Below are 18,193 nucleotides of genomic sequence, written 5' to 3'. Positions count from 1 at the left end.
GCGCGACACTTATCGCCGCATCGGCCGGTCCGTACCGTAAAGGTCATGACGAACACGACAGCATCGCAGCGTACGGACTGGCACATCACCCTCCTCGGCGGTCTGAAGCGCCGGGGGCCGGGGCGGGTGCCCGCTGACACCGTGGTCCTCACCCCTGTCGGCGGCGCCGACCTCGACCTCAGCGACGCCGAGATCGCGCCGGTCACCTCGGTCACGAAGATCTCGATCGCGGGTGGCGTGCGGCTGCGGGTGCCCGCCGACAGCACCGTGGAGGTCGAAGGCTTCAGCCTGTTCGGCGGCCGCCGGGTGGACCCGGGAACGCCCGGCTCCTCCGGACCGGTCATCCGCGTGCGCAACTACGGCGTCTTCGGCGGCGTGCGGGTCACCCGCGGCTGAAGACGCCGTGATCGGGAGGCGCTCCCGGCGTCTTCCCCAGCGGATGGTGCCCGAGGATCCGGGAGAGCCCATCGGCGGTGACGAGGTCAAGTTCGACGGCATCGTCGGCGCTGCCGGGGTCGATGGCGACGCAGCCGATGTTGACGCTCGGCCAGGAGCGCCAGAGTTGCGACCGCAGACGGATGGCCGACATGACCTGTGATGAGCACGGGCCGCAGCCTTGGCCCCGCCAGCGACCGGACAACCGAGCGGTGACCGAGTCCGGCTGACACCCCGACACTGCCCGGCAGAATCGACCGGGAAATTATCCGATCGAAGTTGTCGTATCCGAGCCGCGTCGTTCGTAGCGAGGGTGAACGGTCGCCCACGAGGGCGCTGTCACGACCAGCTGCCACGACCAAGGGAGATGCCGACCGATGCAGCAGCACCCACAGGCCAAGATCCACCGCATGTTCGAGCTTGTCGAGCCGATCGCCACCGTCACCTTCTCCGAGATGGCGAACGAGGCGTTCCTGGCCCTCGGTATGCGCAACTACTGGGACGGATACTTCGCGGGCCGGGCCGCGCCGCTGGGGCCGGCACCGGCCGCGGTGGTACACGCGGTCTTCTACAACTTCGCCGACGGCGAGGTGGCACGCCACATCCCCTGGGTGTGGGGAAAGATCACCCCGCAGGAGGCGGTCGCCGTGCGCGAACGGGGCAGCACCGCCGCCCTGCGGCAAAGGATCGGAGAGCTCGCCGACTCGCCCGGTCTGGTGCGGGCCGCCGACCTCGCCACCCGAGCAGCGGTCAGCGCGCCGGTCGAGGGCCGGCCACTGTACGCCGGGCTGCGTGCGCTCGACGTACCCGAGGAGCCGGTGGCCAGGCTCTGGCACGCGGCGACGCTGCTGCGGGAGCACCGCGGGGACGGCCACAATGCCGCCCTTCTCGCCCACGGCATCGGCGGCACCGAGGCCCACGTCCTCATGGCTGTTTCCCTCGGAATGAGGGCGGAGGAGTTCGGCCGGATCCACCACCTGCCCAAGGCACGGCTGACCGCTGTTGTCGACGGGCTGCGCGGCCGCGGCCTCGTGGACGCCGCCGGCGGGTTCACCGACGCCGGCCGAGAGACCAAGCAGCGGATCGAGGCGCTCACCGACGAGCTGGCAGCCCCGGCATACGACGTGCTCAGCGCGGACGAGCTCGACGAACTGGCCGCGGGGCTCGAGCCGATCGCCGCCGCGGTATGGGCCTTCGACAACTGAGCGGCGCATCAAGTTGCTGGGACGGCCACGACTCCAGCCCGGCCACCGAGGTGAGCAGGTCGTTGCGCGGGATCACCCGCCTGGCGTAACCGAAGGCGCCGCCGCCAAGCGGCGCGAGGCCGAGGCCCACGGGGGAACTGGCGGGAGTAGTCCCGCCTGAGCGAATCGGACACCGTCTGCGCCGCCGACTGCGGCACGGTGGTGCGGATCTTTCTGCGCAGGTGAAGCCCGACGATGCCATGAGCGCGCAGCACCAGCTCCACCCGCTTGTGATTGACGCCCGCCCCATCCTGGCGCAGCTCGGCGGTGATGCGGGGGCTGCCGTAGGTCCCGTCGAACTCGGTGTGCATCTGCCTGATCCGCTGGGCGAGCGCGGCGTCCGCCGCAGCGCGGGCTGATCGCGCGGGTGCGGCCGAGCGCCGGCGGTAGTACCCCGAGCGGGAAACGGCAAGGACGCGGCGCAGTCGCTTGACGCCGAAGGCGCTCGCGTGGTCGGCGACGAACTGGAAGCGACTCACCAGGTGGTCTCCCCGGCGAAATACTTCGCCGCCCGGCGCAGGATGTCACGCTCCAGCTCCAGTTCCCGGATCCGGCCTTGAGCTGCTTGTTCTCCTCTTCCACGTCGCCCGGCGGTAGCGGGGCCTGCGAGTGCCTGGGCACCAGGCGCGCCTTGGCCGGCGCCCCGGCCGCACATCGGGGGGAGTGCCCTGCAGCCAGGTACACGCGATTCAGTTCGCCCAGTTCAGCGGTGGCCCTACCGTACCGGCTGCCCCTCGCCAACTGGCTGCGCGACCATGGCGAACTCGACCTTGGCCAGGTCAACAGCATCGGCTACCGGCCACTTATTTCCCCAATGCACCGCTGCCGACCACGTTCGGGCCTCAGGGCGTCGAGACGCCAGCGCCGTCGCGGTCTCGTCTTTTGGTAAGGGCATAGTGGCGGATCGGTCGTTGCCGGGAGGAGGACGAGTGAATACGTTGAGTAACAGACCGATTACACAGAGTGCGGACTGCTGAGAGATCGCAAGTCGGCCCGCCCAGGAGGAAAGGACGATCTCGGTCTGCCTTTGCGCGACGTCCGGTCAAAGACATCTCGTCTCGGGAGAGGAGCATCCGATGACCCGTTGGGTTCGCCTGGCCGCCGTAGCGGCGCTGGGAGCCGGGCTTGCGGCGGTTCCTGGTGCCGCACAAGCCGCGCCGGCCCCTGCTTCGGTGGCACAACAGCAGCGCGCGGCACGCAGCGTCGCCGTCACGTTCATCAACACGACCAAGTGTGTGCTGGCGCTGCGCGACAAGGAGCTGGACCACGGAATTTGGGTCACAGACCCCGCGCGGACGATTCAGCCCGGCGCCACCGACAACTTCGAGACCGAGTCCGATGGACTCATGACCGGCACCGAGGCCGCGGTGAGCTACCTGGCCAGCAACTGCACCCAGTCAGGCAAGCGGGTCCGCTTCCACTGGGACAACCCCTACACGGGACGCAACAGCTACGACTGGGACCAGACCGACCAGGTCTTCGACACCGACTACACCGGTGGCAACGGCAACAACGCCTCCGTGACCGCGACGGTCTCGGCACCCGACTGATCCGCCGGCCTGCCGGCTCTCACCTAGACAGATCACCGACCCGGTCCCGCGGCGGCGACCCCCGCGGCCTGTTCTGGAGCCTCCTACCGGCCGGAACAGGCCGCCGGGGACGGACCGCGCCCTCCCGGAGCCGGTCCGGGTCGCGACAAGGCCAGATTCCCTGTGATCCTCCATTCCCAAGGAGCGCGCTGTGACGACAGCCGACCAGACCTACGACGCCTCCCAGCCCTCCGGCGCCATGCTCAAGCCGGGCGGCATCTACCTGATCAAGCAGGCCGACGGGAACAACGTGCGGGTGTACCGGCCCGAGCTGCCCACGTGCCTGCTCGACCTGGCCGCCAAGCCCGATGCCGCCAACTACTTCCACCTGATGCCGATCAACAGCGCACGCACCACTTTCTGGATCGTCAACGCCAACCGGGGCGAGCTGGTGATGCCGGAAAACCTCAGCAGCGCCGCGGACACGAACCTTGTGATCGAAACCTCCGGCCAGCAGCGGGCCTGGGCGGCCAACACCCTCACCCACTGGGCCATCGTCGGCGATGGCGCCGCCTACGAGATCACCAACGCCAGCACCAGCCTGTACGCCCGCCGCAAGAAGGCGGGCGACCCGCCGCTGGTCGTCGGGGACGACGATGAAACCCTGGCCCGGTTCACCCTCCACCGGGTCAATCACCTGCCCAAGGTCGAGAACTTGGCGCACATCGACACCGACCCGTCCCAGATCGGTGACGTGAACCGGCTCAAGGGCTTCCAGCAGCCCAGGATGCGCACCGACGAGGTCCTCATCGGCCAGGTCGCCATCCCCTTCCTGGCAATCAACGAGCCCGGTAAGGACACCACCTGGCAGGCCAAGCACAGCCCGTACTACATCGTGCGGCGCTACGGCTACTGGCAGCAGGTGCTGTACTACGAGCACGCCGGCAACAGCAACTACACCAAGACCGAAGAGGCCTACATCGGGCTGACCACTCGCAACGCGCAGGTGGTCGAGGAGACCACCAACATCCGCGTCAGCCTCGACCTCGCGTTCTCCTACGAGGGATTCTCCTCCGCGGTCAGCTCCTCCTACGAACACGAGCTGAAGGTCACCACCACCTCCGAAGAAGTCAAGGAGCAGTGGAAGAAGGTGACTGTCAGCCGGGACTTCAAAAACGACGGGAAGCGTGTCGCCCTGTGCGTCTGGTACCGCGGAGATCACTACACCGTCCACCGGATCGATTCGGCCGAAACCCTGATCGCCGACTGGCGCACCCTCACCGAGACTGGCCATATCGACGACGGATGGCCGAAGAACTGACCCATCCCGGCGTCGATGTCGACACGCCGTTCTCGCCGGCGGCAAGGGCGTCATCAAGACCTGCGACGGCTCAGCCGCCCAGGACTGGTCCCGTCGGCTGGAGGAGACCCGGTCCAGCCACGTCGCCTCTCACGGTGATGTGCCGCAGATCACGTGTGCCAAGAAGCGGCTCTCGTTCCGGAGCGCTGGCCTCCTGGGAACAGCGCTTCTCGAGACCGAGATTGCCTCCCGTGGCCTGCAGCCGCACGATGCTCGGCAAGACGTCCACCCCCGTAAGGGGCTTACTCCTGCGGCCCGAAAGTCTCCTCGACGAACAGCGTTGCGGGCAGGTCGGACAACGCCTGGATCCGCACCTAATCGAGTGCCGGCGGGTACTCGGCCGGACGGCGTCCCCAGGCCGAGATCAGCGGCGCGAGTGTCAGGTCGAGTTCGCCCGCGTGGATGGCGGCCAAGTGCGCGTCGATCTCGGCGTCGTCGGCCAGGCCGGCCGCGAGCAGCTCGCCGCGCACATGCCGGATGGTCGCCGCCTCCAGCCGGTCGCAGGCCGGCCCGCCGACCGGGAAAGAGCCCGCCGCGGCGACGTCCACCAAACCGGCCTCACGCAATGCCCGCGGCAGTGTCCGGCCGTAGCGCAGGTCCGCGCCGCGGCGCGTCAGCAGTTCCCGGACCGCGTCGCGTAGCCGGTTGGCCCGCCGCTGCGCCGGGCCGCTGTCGTCCAGGCATGCCAATGGCTGCAGGGCGGTATCGGCGTCTTCGACCAGCAGCCAGCCGCCGGGCCGTAGCGCCGCAGCCATCGTGGCCAGCGCCCGAGCCCGGTCGGGTACATGGACCAGCACGAGCCGGGCGTGCACCAGGTCGAACGTCCCCGGCTCTGGGGGCGGATCAGCGGCGACGTCGTGCCGGCGTATCTCGTACCCGTCGCCCGCCTTCAGCCACGACGGGTCGATGTCGGTGGCCAGCACGTGCCCGGTCGGACCGACGGCCGCCGCGAGCGCCTCCGGGATACTACGGCCACCGGCGCCCACCTCCCAGCAGCGTGAGCCAACCTTGACCCCCAGTCGATCGAAGTGCCCCCGCGTCACACCGTCGAACAGCTCGGCCAGCCAAACGAATCGCTCGCCCGCCTCGGCACGCGCGTTGTCCAGCAGGTACCCGCGAGCGGGAGCGGGCTCTCCACCGAGCGCGGTAGTCCCGCCTATCGGATCCGGTCGGCCACTGGCGTGCGGTGGGCGAGGCGAGGGCGTCATCACCACATGGTGACCTACCCAGACCACCAGCGCCACGACGGCGCGAGAGGGATGTCTCGCAAAGCCAGCGAACCCCGCACGTCCTACAACACGGATCTGCACCGAACAAGCAGCTCAAGGACCGGATCCGGGAACTGGAGCGTGGCATCCTGCGCCGGGGCGCGAAGTATCTGGAAAGCTCAGGACAGACGCCATGAGCTACGAGTCACACCCGCTGTTCCTCGCGGCCGCCATCCGCCGCCCGGTCGCGCTCTTCGCCCAGCCGCGGTCGTCATCGCCCGCGCCGGCCCGGTCGGACGGGACGCAGATGAGGAATGGCGTCGGCAACGGGCCGCTCATGTCCACCGTCTCGACGCCGCCGAGGAGGGTCACCACTTCAGTGAGCTCAGGCGGGCCCGCCGTCCGCCAGGATGCGTTCCAGCGTGCGCCGGCCCATGCGGGCCATGGCGGGGTTGGTGTCGAGGTAGTACCAGACGAGTCCCATCGCCTGTTCGAAGGCCCACGCCTTGCCCCGCTCCCACTCCAGGTCGTCGCACTTCAGGTCGAGGCGGAGCGCCCGGCGCGGCCCCGCCTCCAGCAGGTGCCAGGCGCTCACGAGGTCGAGAGCGGGATCGGCCGGCCCGAAGCCGCCGGCGTCGAGGATCCCCGCCAGCCGGCCGGCGGACACGAGCACGTTGCCGGGAATGAGATCGCCGTGGCACATCACGTCGGCCGCCTCGCGCGGCAGGACGCGGAGCTCGTCCCACATCCGGCGCAGCCGGGGAACGTCCAGGAGCCGTTCGCTGCGCTCGAAGCAGGTCTCCATCCAGGCGTCGTGGGAGCGCAGGTCGCCTCCCCGGCCCGTGCCGGCGAAGGTGCGGCCGCGCGTGCCGGCCGCCCGCAGATCGGTGATGAGGTCGGCGAGGTCATGGGCGAACGCGATCGATTCGCCCGGATCCTCGTCGTCCGCCACGGTGCCGGGCAGCCACGTCTGCACCGCCCACGGAAGCGGGTATCCCGCGCCGGGCTCGCCGAGCGCGACCGGCTCGGGCGTGGGAAAGCGGGTGCTGCCCGCCAGCTCGCGGGCCGCCTCCGCTTCCGACTCCAGCCGGCGCCGCACCTCGCCGGCCGGGCCGGGCCGCAGCGGGAGCCGGGCCGCGAAGCGGTCGCCGACGCGGAAGACGGCGTTGACCGTCCCCCGGGTGGCGACGGCCGTGACGGGCAGGCTCCGCCACTGCGGGAACTGCTCATCCACCAAGGTGCGCACCGTCTCCCGCGACACCGTCAGCTGACCGGCGTGCATCGTCACGCCGGAGAGCGTTCCGCGCGGCGGTCGTCCGCCGCAACGTGTTTTTCGGCGCTTCCCTGGCCTGTTCACGGTCTGCGAGGGTGAACGCATGACATCGATCGATCGCGGCGCGGCGCGCTCCCTGACCGTACGGCCGCTCGCCGCCGACGAGCACGCGTGGGTCCGGGACCTGTTCGTCGAGCGGTGGGGCGGGGTCGTGTCCGTCAGCCGGGGCGTCGCCCACGACACCACCGCACTGCCCACGTTCGTCGCCGACCTCGACGGGCGCCCCGCGGGGGTCGCCACCTACCGGCTCGACGGCCGGGAGTGCGAACTCGTCACGCTCGACTCCCTGAACGAGGGCGTCGGCGTGGGCACGGCCCTCGTCGACGCCGTCGCCCGGGCGGCGCGCGAGGCCGGCGCCGTCCGGCTGTGGCTCATCACGACCAACGACAATCTGCGGGCGCTGCGTTTCTACCAGAGGTACGGCTTCGACCTCGTCGCCGTACACCGCGACGCGGTCGCCCGGTCGCGCGCGCTGAAGCCCTCGATTCCTGAGATCGGGCTGGACGGCATCCCGCTGCGTCACGAACTCGAACTCGAACTGCCGCTCCCGCGGCCGGCCGGCGGTGCGCACCCGGGCGCATGACCGCGGACGGCCTCGAACCCCCGAAGAAGACGCGCGCCGTCATCGCCGACGAAAAGACGGATCGGCGTGGCAAGCAATTCGGCGGCCGAAACACCCGGCTGTTCTCGTGTCCCGGCGGGCGCTTTTCCGGTGCCGGAAATCCGGGCAGGGATATCCGGGCGCAGCATATTCCGTGCGGGAAATGTCGACGGAGTGATCGACCGGCGGAAGGCCGTTTCCGGACCGTCGTGATTACGCGCTCCCGGCGCCGTACCGGACGGATGCGGGCCGGGCGAGGTGCGAGGACACCTCCTGTGGCGCCTGGTGCCGCCGCCATTGGCGCGACCGGAAAGAACCTTTCTGTCGTCTGTTCACTGTCGGAATAGGTCCCACTACCGTTTCCTCCCGGCAGGGCGACCTGCGTCCTGGACACGTGGGAGGACGTGACTGATGACTGATTCCGATAACGGGTTGTACGTCGGCCGGCGGTCCGTACTGGCCGGTGTCGCGGGCCTGCTGGGAGCGGCGGCGCTGCCCGCGGCCGCCGCGCACGCGGACCCGAAGGAGCTGCCGAACGGGGGCGCGCCGAAGGGGCGGTACCCGTCGAACTGGCCCGAGCTCGAGCCCTACGGCCTGGCGGACACGCGGGTGGACCTGTGGCCGCGTGACGACAACTCCTTCATCCTCCCGCTGGAGCCGCGTCCCCGCGACGAGGAGCTCGGCCGGGTCTGGATGCGCGACACCTATGTCAACTGCTTCGACGTCGGCGGGCGCCCGGTCTACGTCGCCACGGGCACCACCCGGGTGCCCGGCCTCGCAGCGGCCGGCCCGTGGAACGACGGCATCTTCGTGTGGACGGCGCCGTCCCTGCACGGGCCGTGGCGGCTGGCCGACACCACCGGCATCCGGCCGGACGCCGAGAAGGGCAAGGTGTGGTCGCCCGAGTTCGCCGGCGAGAACCGGCCCGGGCGCACGGTCGTCGCTCCGTGGCAGGAGTACTGGTACGACGACCAGTTCGGCAAGCGCGGCAACGCCTGGGCGCCCGAGGTGCACTACTTCCGCGGCAAGTGGTACATCGTCGCGTGCATGGGCGACCACTCCCAGAAGGTCGGCTCGTTCATGCTCGTGAGCGAGGGCGGCGTGGAGGGCCCGTACCGGCTGGTCCAGGGCAACCACGACAAGCCCTTCGGCGACTCCTTCATCGGCGGGCCCGCCTTCATCAAGCCCGGCGCCTACCACCACATCGACGGTGGCCTCTACAGCGAGGGCGACGAGGCGTGGCTCGTGCTGCACAACAACCTGTACGCGAAGTTCCGTGATGACATGGAGGACATCGTCCCGACGACGAACCTGCCGACGTTCCAGCAGACGCCCTACGCGCCCGAGCCGTACCTCGAAGGTGCGTACGTGTTCAAGTACGGCGGCAAGTACTACCTCATCCATGCCGCGTGGGACCGTTCGTCGGTCAACGCCGACGGCAGCACGCGGTACGCCTACGACACGGCGGCCGCAGGCCGCGTGCAGTACCAGTACGACGCGATCATCGCCGTCGCGGACAAGTTCGAGGGGCCCTACTCCAAGCGGTGGACCCTGGGCGTCGGCGCCGGCCACAACAACATCTTCGTGGACCGCAGCGGCCAGTTGTGGGCGACGTTCTTCCGCAACCCCAACGCCGGCTACTGGGCCGACCCGTCGCGCATCGGCGACGCCGCCGTGCCCGGGGTCGTACGGCTGGAGTGGACCGGACCGGAGGGCGATCGCCTGTACGTCGCGCGCCGGAACCCGGGGCACGGCAAGGACTGATCACCACGTGTGGCGCCGTCGGCGGGCCGTGTAATTCATACGTGCGCGTTACCGCCCTCGAGCCGTGCCGCCGCGGTGTCAGCTCTTCGGAGCGACGCGCCACACGGTGTCGCCCGCGTCGTCGGCGACCAGCAACCCCCCGGCCCGGTCGAGGACGACTCCCACGGGGCGCCCGTAGGTCGTACGGTCACCGGGGTCGGGTTTGAAGCCGGTGAGGAAGTCGCGGGGCGGGCCGCTGGGCATGCCGTGGGCGAACGGCACGTAGACGACCTTGTATCCCACCGGGTCGCCGCGGTTCCACGATCCGTGCTCGCCGACGAACGCGCCGCCGCGATACTCGGCGGGGAACGCCGGCCCCGTGGAGAAGGCCAGCCCCAGCGGGGCGGTGTGGGCGCCCAGCGAGTAGTCCGGGCGCAAGGCCCGGGCCACCAGATCCGGCCTGGGCGGAGTGACGCGGTCGTCGACGTTGCTGCCCCAGTAGGTCCACGGCCAGCCGTAGAAGTCGCCGTCGCGGACCCTGGTCAGGTAGTCGGGGGACACATCGTCGCCGAGGACGTCGCGTTCGTTGACGACGGCCCAGAGTGTGCCGGTGACCGGCTCGATGCCGAGACCGTTGGGGTTCCTGAGGCCGGAGGCGTAGACGCGCGCTCCGCCTCCGCCGGGATCGAGTTCGAGCACGGCGGCGCGCCCGCGCTCGACGTCCAGGCCGTATTCGCCCGCGTTGCTCGCGGAGCCGACGGTGACGAAGAGCCTGGAGCCGTCGGCGGCGGCGAGCAGGTTGCGCGTCCAGTGGTTGTTGTATCCGCCCGCCGGCAGGTCGAGGATCTTCTCCCCCGGGGCGGTGATCCGCGTGTCGCCGAGCCTGTGCGGGAAGCGCCACACGCCGCCGGTGCCGGCGACGTAGAACATGACCTCGGTGCCCGGCCCGGCGTCCGGCCCGACCGCGTACGGCGGGGCCGCCCTCAGCAGGGCCATGCCGAACGGCTGGTCGAGGCCGGTCAGGAACGTGCCGCGGAAGTCCGCGACGCCGTCGCCGTCGGAGTCGCGCAGCAGGGTGATCCGGTTGGCGCTCCGCTCTCTGGTCGAGCCGTCGGCCCGGCGCAGCCAGGAGAGGAGCCGCATCACGACCGAGTCGGGAGCCTTCGGCAGCGTGGCGGACTCGGCCACGAGCACGTCGCCGTTGGGAAGCGGGTAGAGCCAGCGCGGGTGGTCCAGCCCGCCCGCGAACCGCGTGACGGAGAAACCCGCCGGGGCCTTCGGCGTCCTCCCGGAGGGCCATCCGACCACGTCGGGCGCGTTGACCTTGGGAATCGGGAACGTGTCCGGCCGTTCGAGCCGGGGATCGGCCCCGAGGCGCGCCTCCGTCTGGGGGGCGCCGCCGCGGCCGACGGCGGCGAAGGCGCCCGCCACCGCGAGGGCGGCGAGCAGGCCCAGCGCCACGAGGAGGCGGACCGCGATCCGTAGCACGCGGCGACCGCTCACCGGGACCACCCCCGATCGGCGGAGGCGGAGCCGGGGGCGGGCGACACGGTGGCGACGTGACGCGCACGCGCGCCGGGCGGTGTCGCGAGGGCGGCGCGGCGGCCGGCGGAACGGAGGATGGGCAGGGCTTCCACGTCATCACCTTCCACGGACTCTCGGGGTGGAACTCCGACTCTGTCCGACGGTCCGGAGGCGCCGCCTCCGCCTCCGGGCTCACGGTGACGGCCACTCGGCCGGCAGGTCCGGCCTACCGGCCGATCTCGGCCGGCCGATCGGCGGAGTCGTACGGGCCGGCCGCCTCGGCGGTGCGCACGTCGGATCGGGACCGGCGCAGCAGCCGTGCGCCGATCAGCATGAGCGGGGCGTACGCGGCCAGCGCCAGCACCGGCCCGGCGACCGGGACGGCCGGGCCGGCGACGTAGGGGAGCGCGACGACCGGAACCGTCCACCAGCCGACCACGCCGGCCCGGGCCAGCCCGGCCAGGACGAGCGGCAGCAGCAGGACGCCCCCGGCCATGCCGCTGAGCCGCCAGGCGTTCAGCGAGGGGTCGGCGGTCACCTGGTCGAAGACCCGCACCGCGTCGCGGAGGGGGACGACGTCCGGCATCGCCCCGGTGAACCAGTCCGACAGCAGCAGACCGGACATCTGCACCGCCCCGAACATCGTGAGCACCACTGCGGCGGTGGTGAGCCCCCGGCCGCGCCGGCCGCGCAGCAGCAGCAACGCGCCCGGAACGCCCAGCGCGATGAGCACCCAGGCGTAGTGGAACAGGTTCGCCGACAGCACGGTCAGGCCGAAGTCCTCGGCGAGTGAGGAGAGGTAGGCGGAGGAGGAGTCGCCGGCCTGCGGCGGCGAGGTGAGCATGCCGCCGGTCATGAGGACCGGAGCGGCGATCAGGGCGGCGCCGGCGAGGCGGCGCAGCGGCGCGCCGGAGGCGTCGACACCGGTGTTCGTCGTTGTCATGGCCGGAACGCTACGGCCGGGGCCCGGTCCGGCGGATCGTCGTGCGGGCCCGTCGTCACTGCGACCGTGAGGCGGCCACGGTGGCGCCGGGTCGTCTCCGGGGAGGACGGACGGCCGCGCGGCGTCCTCCCGGGAGCCGATCCCGGGGTGGTCCGCGCGCCGTTACCCTCCATGTTGCGGCCACTGAGGTCGCGATTGTCCATATTTGGAGGGCGATGTGCGCGCACCGCAGGGGCGCGGACAGTGGCTGGTGCTCGGCGTGGGCGCCGCGCTGCTGTTCGCGGTCGTGGCGGCGGTCGAGATGGCCGCGGACCCCGGGCGCGGCGGCACGAACGTCCGCGACATCGCGCTCGCGGCGGCGGTCGCGGTGTGCTTCCCGGTCGCCGCGCTGTACCCGGTCACCGGCATGACCATCGCGATGCTGAGTTTCCCCCTCGCGCTCGCGGCCGGGGCCGAGGGTCTCGGCGGCGCGCAGCTGATCGCGGAGCTGGTCCTCGTGGCGCACGCCGGATACCGCAGCACGGTCCGCCGTGGGCTGACCGCCGCCGCGGCGGCCGCGCTGGTGCCGGCGGCGGCGCTGACCGTGTCCGGCGAGAGCCCGTGGGAGTTCCTGTTCTTCGGCGCCCTGGTCAGCTGCGCCTGGGGCCTCGGCGCGCTGCTGCGCCGGGAACAGAAGCGCTCCGCGCAGCTCGCGGCGCTCGCCGACGCGCTGGCCGCCGAACGCGAGGCCCGGGCGCGCGCGGCCGTCGACGAGGAGCGGGCCCGGATCTCCCGAGAGCTCCACGACGCCGTGGCGCACACGCTGAGCGTGATGACGATGCAGGCCGGAGTGCTGCGCCGCAGGCTCGCCGACCGTCCCGTCGAACGCGACGCGCTCGCCCAGGTGGAGGAGCTCGGCCGCCGCTCGGTGGAGGAGATCAGGCGGGTGGTCGGGCTGCTGCGGCCCGACGCCGCCGACGGTCTCGGGCCCCCGCCGTCGCTGCGCCGGATCGAGGACCTGGTGGCTCAGGTGCGCTCCGCGGGGCTCGACATCTCCCTGGCCGTCACGGGGGAGCCCGTGTCGCTGCCCGCGGGTCTCGACATGTCGGCGTACCGGGTCGCCCAGGAGGCCCTCACGAACGTGCTGCGGCACGCGGGCGCCGACCGGGCGGCGATCGAGGTGGCCTACCGCCCGGGCGAGGTCGCGCTCCGGGTGACCGACGACGGCCGCGGCGCCCCGGCCGCGTCCGCCGCGTCACCGGGGGCCCCGGCGACGCGCGCCGGCGGGCACGGGCTGGTGGGGATGCGCGAGCGGGTCGGCATGTTCGGCGGGACGCTGCGCACGGGCCCCCGCGAGGCCGGTGGTTACGAGGTCTACGCGACGTTCCCCGTCCCGTCCGGAGGGATCGCATGATCAGGGTGGTGCTCGCCGACGACGAGGCGATCATGCGGGCCGGGCTGCGCATGCTGATCTCCGACGAGCCGGACATGGAGGTCGTCGGGGAGGCCGCCGACGGCGCCGAGGCGGTCCGGGTGGCCGCCGCGACGCGACCGGACGTCGTGCTGATGGACGCCCGGATGCCGGGCCTGGACGGGATCGGCGCGGCCGCGGCGATCGCCGCGGAGCACCCGGGCGTGCGGGTGCTGATCCTGACCACGTTCGACGAGGACGTTCTGGTCGACGGGGCGCTGCGGGCCGGGGTGGCGGGGTTCCTGCTCAAGGTCTCCCCGCCGGAGCAGCTCCTGGAGGCGCTGCGCGAGGTGGCCGCCGGGCGCGGCCTGCTCGATCCGGCCGTGGTGCCGCGGGTCATCGGCCGGTACGCCGGCGCCCCGCGCCCGCGCCCGCGCGACCCGGCCCTGGACAGGCTCACCGCCCGGGAGGCGGAGGTGCTGGCGCTGGTCGGCCGCGGCCTGTCGAACGCGGAGATCGCCGCCCGGCTGTTCCTCGGCGAGACGACGGTCAAGACCCACCTCGGCCGGGTGCTGGACAAGCTCGGCCTGCGCGACCGGGCCCGCGCCATCGCGTACGCATACTCGAGCGGCCTGATCACCCCGGACGACTGATCCGCGGACTCCGTCACCGCTTCCCGGGGTGGCGGTTGTCGGCTGTCTCCCGGTGAAACGGCAGCTCACGGCGGTGCGGCGACCCGCCGGGGTGGCGTAATCCCGCCGTTATCCGCATATTCCTACCTGAACAGTAGGCTTACGCCTCATGGAGTTGGCGGACGCGAGACGGCGCCGGGCGGACAGGGCCCGCCAGGTCGCCGACCTGCTGCGGCGGGAGGTCGTGCTCGGCGGTTTCGGCGGCGGTCACCTGCCGCTCGAGTCCGCCCTCGCGCGGGAGTTCGGGACCTCCCGCAACACGATCAGGGACGCCCTGGACCTGCTGCGCGACGAGGGCCTCATCGAGCGGTGCCCGGGAGTCGGCACGACGGTGGCCGCGGAGAAGTACCCGCACGGCCTGCACCGGCTGCTCGGCCTCGCCGAGACACTCAGAGAGCACGGCGAGGTCACCAACGAGGTCCGGGCGATGGGCCTGATCCCGCCTCCGGCCGCCGTCCGGGGGCGGCTCGGGCTGCCGCCGGGCGAGTCCGTCGTCTACGTGGAGCGGCTGCGCAGGCTCAACGGGCTGCCGCTCTCGCTCGACCTGACCTACCTCGTCCGCGAGGTGGGGGAGCCGCTCTTCGACGCCGACCTCGTGCACAACGACGTGTTCGTGCTGCTGGAACGGATCGCGGGCCAGCCGCTCGGCGTGGCCGAGCTCACGATCGAGGCCGTGAACGCCGACGCCCACACCGCGGCCGTGCTCGACGCGCCGCGCGGCACGGCGCTGCTGATGGTCGAACGCCTCACCCACCTGTCCGACGGCCGCCCGGTCGACCTGGAGTTCGTCAGGTTCCGCGGCGACCGCCTCACCATGCGTGGCCATCTCTGGAGGAACACCGATGACCCTGGTCAATAGCCGCGCCGACGTGCCGGTCACGATCGACGAATCGCTGTGCATCGAAGGCTGCACGCTGTGCGTGGACGTGTGCCCGCTCGACTCGCTGGCCATCCACGAGGTGAGCGGCAAGGCGTACATGCACGTGGACGAGTGCTGGTATTGCGGCCCCTGCGCCGACCGGTGCCCCGCCGACGCGGTCACGGTGAACATCCCCTACCTGCTGCGATAGAAGGACACCCCCATGCGTAAGCTCATCGCCGCCGTGGCGCTGCTGGCCGCGGCCGGCTGCTCGGTGTCCGCGGGCGCCGACGACGGCAGGCGGACGGTCGTCGTCGGATACCAGTCGAAGACCATCAACACGGTGACGGCCGGGACGCTGCTGCGCGGTCTCGGCTACCTCGAAAAGCGCCTCGGCGACGGATACCGGGTCGAGTGGCAGGACTACGACACCGGCGCCCCGATCACCGCCAAGATGGTGGCCGGGAAGATCGACATCGGGTCGATGGGCGACTACCCGCTCCTCATCAACGCCTCCCGCACCCAGGGCCTGCCCGCCGCGCGGACCGAGCTCGTCTCGGTGACCGGCTACAACCTGCGCGGCGGGCTGAACTCGGTCGTCGTACCCCCGTCGTCGGACGTGCGGACGCTGGCCGATCTGAAGGGGAAGAAGGTCTCGGCCAGCTCGGGGTCGGCCGGGCACGGCACGCTGGTCCAGGCCCTGGAGCGGGCCGGACTCGACCCCGCCACCGACGTGGAGGTCGTGAACCAGCAGCCGCCGGTGGGCGCCTCCGCGCTGCAGTCGGGCAACGTGCAGGGATACGCCCAGTTCGTGGCCTGGCCGGGACTGCTCGTCTTCAAGAACCAGGCCAGGCTCGTCTACGACGGCTCGGCGCTCGGCGTGCCGACGTTCCACGGCGTCGTCGTACGGCAGGCGTACGCGAAGGAGCACCCCGACGTGGTCCGGGCGTTCCTCCAGGCGCAGATCGACGCGACGAACTACCTCCACGGACATCCCGTGGAGGCGGCCGAGGCGGTCGCCACGGCCACCGGCCTGCCGCCGGAGGTCGTCTACCTCTACAACGGCCGTGACGGCATCGCCTCGTTCGACGTCACGATGAAGCCGCGCCTGCTGGCCGCCCTCGACCACGACCAGAAGTATCTGAAGTCGATCGGCGCCGATTTCAACGGCGTCGACGTGGCGAGGTTCGCGAACGACTCCTACCTCAGGGAGGCGTACGGCGCCTCCTATGACGCCGGCACCGCGAACACCGCGAACGCGGCGAGGATCACCGGGACCGACGACGCCTGCGGGACCGCCGTGAGCGACCCGGCGAAGGCCGGCGAGCTCTGGCTGGCCGGGGAGGACCGGCTCCGGCCCGCGGCCACTCCCGCCTGCCTGCTGCGCCAGATCGCCGCCGCCATCTCGGGCGGCCGGACCGTACGGGCCGCCTACGTGCCCGACGCGGCCACGGGGACGCACTGGTTCGCGGACAGATCGGTCTGGGTGCGCGACCCTTCGGCCGGTGAAAACGAGCGGTTCGAGCCTTTCACCACTCGCGACGGCGCGCAGGCGTACGTGAAGGAGCACCCCCGGGCGGAGATCGTCGGCTACGACGAGGCGCTGAAGGCCGCGGCGGGAGAGCCGAAGGCGGCGGCGCAAGAGCCGAAGGCGGCGGGGGGAGGTGCGTCGCGATGAGCACCCCGGCGCTGGACGCGGCCCTCGCTCCCAACGCCCCCGCCGCCGCGAGCGCGGACGCCGCCGCTGCGACGGGCCGGACGAGGACGGCGGCCGGCCTGCGCAGATGGGCGGTCAGGCTCGGCTCCCTGGCGGTCGTCGTCGCGCTGTGGCAGTGGCTGACGACCGCGGACGCCCGCCTCGGACTGCGGTTCGACCGGCTGCCCTCGCCCGCCGAGGTCGCGACGGAGTTCGGCCGGCAGCTCGGCACCCGGATCTACTATCTCGACCTGGCCCAGAGCATGATCCGCATCCTCACCGGGTTCGCGCTGGCGGCCGTCGCCGGCATCGCCCTGGGCGTCCTGGTCGCGCGGTCCCGGTGGATCGGCGACCTGCTGCTGCCGCCCGTCGAGGTCGTCCGGCCGATCCCGGCGATCGCCCTCGTGCCGATCGCGATCCTGGTGTTCCCCACCGACGAGCAGGGCATCGTGTTCATCACGTTCGCCGCCGCGTTCTTCCCGATCATGGTGAGCACGCGGCACGCCGTACGCGCGCTGCCGACGCTGTGGGAGGACGCGGTCCGCACCATGGGCGGCGGGCGCGCGCACGTGCTGTGGAACGTCGTCCTCCCGGGCACGCTGCCGGGCGTCTTCGGCGGGCTGTCGGTCGGCATGGGCGTCGCCTGGATCTGCGTGATCTCCGCCGAGATGATCTCCGGGGAGTTCGGCGTCGGCTACCGGACCTGGCACGCCTACACCGTGGTCGACTACCCGGCGGTGCTGGTCGGCATGGCGTCGATCGGCGTGCTCGGCTGGGTCACCTCGGCCTCCATCGAACTGCTCGGCCGGCGCCTCACCCGATGGCTGCCTCGCGGGGAAGGGACCGCCCGGTGAGCGCGCGTGCCGCCGGATCGGCCGTGGAGACCGCACGCGCGGACGCCGGGCTCGCCATCCGGCTGGAGGGCGTCTCGCTCGGCTACGGGCGGCAGGCCGTGCTGGAGGATCTGCACCTCGACATCGCCCCCGGTGAGGTCCTGGTGATCGTGGGACCGTCCGGGTCGGGCAAATCCACCGTGCTGCGGGCGATCGCGGGACTGCTGGCGCCACGCGCCGGCCGGGTCCTGGCCGAGGGCGTCCCCGTCACCGGGCCGTCGCCCGACCGTGCGATGGTCTTCCAGGACGACGCGCTGCTGCCCTGGCGCACCGTCCGGCGCAACGTCGAGCTGCCGCTGCGCATCCGCGGCGTGCCGAGGCGGGAGCGCGGGACGGCCGCGGCGAGCTGGATCGCCCGCGTCGGCCTCGCCGGCTGCGAGGACCGGCTGCCCCGGGAGCTGTCCGGAGGCATGCGGCAGCGCGTGCAGCTCGCCAGGTCACTGGCGGGCGCGCCGCGCGCCGTGCTCATGGACGAGCCCTTCGGCGCACTGGACGCGCAGACGAGGGCCGGGATGCAGCGCCTGCTGCTCGACGTGCTCCGCGACACCCTCGCCACGGTCGTCTTCGTCACCCACGACGTGGACGAGGCGCTGCTGCTCGCCGACCGGGTCGTCGTGCTCGGCCAGGGCGGCGGGCAGGGCGGCGGATACGGCGGCATCGGATGTGTCCTGCGCGTACCGGACCCGCGCACCCCCGACATCGACCGTGCCGGGCTGCGCGCCCGCATCATCGAGGAGCTGTGA

General features: G+C 71.9%; 19 protein-coding genes and 1 pseudogene. 13 read left to right on the top strand and 7 right to left on the bottom strand.

Translation table 11 applies throughout. The annotated features are described in order from the left end of the window. The first annotated feature begins 45 nt into the window (after positions 1-45). Positions 46-396, top strand: coding sequence for a hypothetical protein (locus tag AB0O28_RS21535; protein ID WP_363642743.1), 351 nt, complete (start codon positions 46-48; stop codon positions 394-396). On the opposite strand, the gene AB0O28_RS21530 is transcribed toward AB0O28_RS21535, so the two are convergent. Continuing rightward, a complete protein-coding gene (locus AB0O28_RS21530) occupies positions 383-589 on the bottom strand; it encodes a hypothetical protein (protein WP_363642741.1) in 207 nt (68 codons plus the stop codon). The two genes, AB0O28_RS21535 and AB0O28_RS21530, sit on opposite strands and share 14 nt — an antisense overlap. A gap of 223 nt (positions 590-812) precedes the next feature. Here AB0O28_RS21530 and AB0O28_RS21525 point away from each other — a divergent pair, with 223 nt between their 5' ends. Beyond that, positions 813-1,640, top strand: a complete 828-nt coding sequence (locus AB0O28_RS21525; RefSeq protein WP_363642739.1) for a hypothetical protein — start codon at positions 813-815, stop codon at positions 1,638-1,640. A 143-nt stretch (positions 1,641-1,783) separates the two neighbouring features. Here AB0O28_RS21525 and AB0O28_RS21520 read toward each other — a convergent pair. Then, a pseudogene (locus AB0O28_RS21520) lies at positions 1,784-2,261 on the bottom strand (IS3 family transposase); the annotation flags it as partial. 494 nt (positions 2,262-2,755) lie between these two features. Between AB0O28_RS21520 and AB0O28_RS21515 the strand changes: the two are divergent. Both AB0O28_RS21515 and AB0O28_RS21510 read left to right on the top strand, forming a co-directional pair. Next, positions 2,756-3,229 carry an aegerolysin family protein gene (locus AB0O28_RS21515; protein ID WP_363642737.1) on the top strand — a complete coding sequence of 158 codons (474 nt, stop codon included), beginning with the start codon at positions 2,756-2,758 and terminating at the stop codon, positions 3,227-3,229. Positions 3,230-3,419: 190 nt separating this feature from the next. Then, positions 3,420-4,529, top strand: coding sequence for a hypothetical protein (locus AB0O28_RS21510; RefSeq protein WP_363642735.1), 1,110 nt, complete (start codon positions 3,420-3,422; stop codon positions 4,527-4,529). Between the two features lie 353 nt (positions 4,530-4,882). Here AB0O28_RS21510 and AB0O28_RS21505 read toward each other — a convergent pair whose 3' ends face one another. The 3 genes from AB0O28_RS21505 to AB0O28_RS21495 form a co-directional block, all read right to left on the bottom strand. Further along, positions 4,883-5,776 (bottom strand): methyltransferase domain-containing protein, encoded by an 894-nt coding sequence (locus tag AB0O28_RS21505; RefSeq protein WP_363642733.1) that lies wholly within the window; start codon positions 5,774-5,776, stop codon positions 4,883-4,885. Positions 5,777-5,974: 198 nt separating this feature from the next. Next, positions 5,975-6,151, bottom strand: coding sequence for a hypothetical protein (locus AB0O28_RS21500; protein ID WP_363642731.1), 177 nt, complete (start codon positions 6,149-6,151; stop codon positions 5,975-5,977). 10 nt (positions 6,152-6,161) lie between these two features. After that, entirely contained in the window at positions 6,162-7,058 is an 897-nt protein-coding gene (locus AB0O28_RS21495) for an aminoglycoside phosphotransferase family protein (RefSeq protein ID WP_363642991.1), read from the bottom strand. Positions 7,059-7,152: 94 nt separating this feature from the next. On the opposite strand from AB0O28_RS21495, the gene AB0O28_RS21490 reads away from it, so the two are divergent. Both AB0O28_RS21490 and AB0O28_RS21485 read left to right on the top strand, forming a co-directional pair. Beyond that, entirely contained in the window at positions 7,153-7,692 is a 540-nt protein-coding gene (locus tag AB0O28_RS21490; RefSeq protein ID WP_363642729.1) for a GNAT family N-acetyltransferase, read from the top strand. A gap of 429 nt (positions 7,693-8,121) precedes the next feature. Further along, entirely contained in the window at positions 8,122-9,474 is a 1,353-nt protein-coding gene (locus AB0O28_RS21485; protein ID WP_363642727.1) for a family 43 glycosylhydrolase, read from the top strand. Between the two features lie 78 nt (positions 9,475-9,552). On the opposite strand, the gene AB0O28_RS21480 is transcribed toward AB0O28_RS21485, so the two are convergent. Both AB0O28_RS21480 and AB0O28_RS21475 read right to left on the bottom strand, forming a co-directional pair. Next, positions 9,553-10,956 (bottom strand): sorbosone dehydrogenase family protein, encoded by a 1,404-nt coding sequence (locus tag AB0O28_RS21480; RefSeq protein ID WP_363642725.1) that lies wholly within the window; start codon positions 10,954-10,956, stop codon positions 9,553-9,555. A 247-nt stretch (positions 10,957-11,203) separates the two neighbouring features. Continuing rightward, positions 11,204-11,920 carry a hypothetical protein gene (locus AB0O28_RS21475; protein ID WP_363642723.1) on the bottom strand — a complete coding sequence of 239 codons (717 nt, stop codon included), beginning with the start codon at positions 11,918-11,920 and terminating at the stop codon, positions 11,204-11,206. Between the two features lie 217 nt (positions 11,921-12,137). Here AB0O28_RS21475 and AB0O28_RS21470 point away from each other — a divergent pair, with 217 nt between their 5' ends. The 7 genes from AB0O28_RS21470 (at position 12,138) to AB0O28_RS21440 (ending at position 18,193) form a co-directional block, all read left to right on the top strand. Next, entirely contained in the window at positions 12,138-13,313 is a 1,176-nt protein-coding gene (locus tag AB0O28_RS21470) for a sensor histidine kinase (RefSeq protein ID WP_363642721.1), read from the top strand. Beyond that, positions 13,310-13,963, top strand: a complete 654-nt coding sequence (locus AB0O28_RS21465; RefSeq protein ID WP_363642719.1) for a response regulator transcription factor — start codon at positions 13,310-13,312, stop codon at positions 13,961-13,963. Before AB0O28_RS21470 ends, AB0O28_RS21465 begins: the two co-directional genes overlap by 4 nt. Before the next feature lie 148 nt (positions 13,964-14,111). Further along, a complete protein-coding gene (locus AB0O28_RS21460; protein ID WP_363642717.1) occupies positions 14,112-14,861 on the top strand; it encodes a GntR family transcriptional regulator in 750 nt (249 codons plus the stop codon). Continuing rightward, entirely contained in the window at positions 14,845-15,072 is a 228-nt protein-coding gene (locus AB0O28_RS21455) for a ferredoxin family protein (RefSeq protein WP_030510254.1), read from the top strand. Before AB0O28_RS21460 ends, AB0O28_RS21455 begins: the two co-directional genes overlap by 17 nt. A 12-nt stretch (positions 15,073-15,084) precedes the next feature. Then, positions 15,085-16,539, top strand: coding sequence for an ABC transporter substrate-binding protein (locus tag AB0O28_RS21450; protein WP_363642715.1), 1,455 nt, complete (start codon positions 15,085-15,087; stop codon positions 16,537-16,539). Beyond that, a complete protein-coding gene (locus tag AB0O28_RS21445; protein ID WP_363642713.1) occupies positions 16,536-17,411 on the top strand; it encodes an ABC transporter permease in 876 nt (291 codons plus the stop codon). The genes AB0O28_RS21450 and AB0O28_RS21445 overlap by 4 nt, the downstream gene beginning before the upstream one ends. Next, positions 17,408-18,193: an ABC transporter ATP-binding protein gene (locus AB0O28_RS21440; protein WP_363642711.1), complete on the top strand. Its 786-nt coding sequence runs from the start codon at positions 17,408-17,410 to the stop codon at positions 18,191-18,193. Before AB0O28_RS21445 ends, AB0O28_RS21440 begins: the two co-directional genes overlap by 4 nt.

Origin of the sequence: Microbispora sp. NPDC088329 (assembly GCF_040685655.1) — a bacterium.
Lineage (GTDB): Bacteria > Actinomycetota > Actinomycetes > Streptosporangiales > Streptosporangiaceae > Microbispora.
The sequence above is the reverse complement of the archived record's forward strand: the minus strand, read 5'-3'. Positions and strand labels throughout refer to the sequence as shown.

Coding starts and splice junctions, on each gene's coding strand:
- AB0O28_RS21535 (WP_363642743.1), top strand. CDS start 46: ATGACGAACACGACAGCATCGCAGCGTACGGACTGGCACATCACCCTC.
- AB0O28_RS21530 (WP_363642741.1), bottom strand. CDS start 589: ATGTCGGCCATCCGTCTGCGGTCGCAACTCTGGCGCTCCTGGCCGAGC.
- AB0O28_RS21525 (WP_363642739.1), top strand. CDS start 813: ATGCAGCAGCACCCACAGGCCAAGATCCACCGCATGTTCGAGCTTGTC.
- AB0O28_RS21515 (WP_363642737.1), top strand. CDS start 2,756: ATGACCCGTTGGGTTCGCCTGGCCGCCGTAGCGGCGCTGGGAGCCGGG.
- AB0O28_RS21505 (WP_363642733.1), bottom strand. CDS start 5,776: ATGACGCCCTCGCCTCGCCCACCGCACGCCAGTGGCCGACCGGATCCG.
- AB0O28_RS21495 (WP_363642991.1), bottom strand. CDS start 7,058: ATGCACGCCGGTCAGCTGACGGTGTCGCGGGAGACGGTGCGCACCTTG.
- AB0O28_RS21490 (WP_363642729.1), top strand. CDS start 7,153: ATGACATCGATCGATCGCGGCGCGGCGCGCTCCCTGACCGTACGGCCG.
- AB0O28_RS21485 (WP_363642727.1), top strand. CDS start 8,122: ATGACTGATTCCGATAACGGGTTGTACGTCGGCCGGCGGTCCGTACTG.
- AB0O28_RS21475 (WP_363642723.1), bottom strand. CDS start 11,920: ATGACAACGACGAACACCGGTGTCGACGCCTCCGGCGCGCCGCTGCGC.
- AB0O28_RS21465 (WP_363642719.1), top strand. CDS start 13,310: ATGATCAGGGTGGTGCTCGCCGACGACGAGGCGATCATGCGGGCCGGG.
- AB0O28_RS21460 (WP_363642717.1), top strand. CDS start 14,112: ATGGAGTTGGCGGACGCGAGACGGCGCCGGGCGGACAGGGCCCGCCAG.
- AB0O28_RS21455 (WP_030510254.1), top strand. CDS start 14,845: ATGACCCTGGTCAATAGCCGCGCCGACGTGCCGGTCACGATCGACGAA.
- AB0O28_RS21450 (WP_363642715.1), top strand. CDS start 15,085: ATGCGTAAGCTCATCGCCGCCGTGGCGCTGCTGGCCGCGGCCGGCTGC.
- AB0O28_RS21445 (WP_363642713.1), top strand. CDS start 16,536: ATGAGCACCCCGGCGCTGGACGCGGCCCTCGCTCCCAACGCCCCCGCC.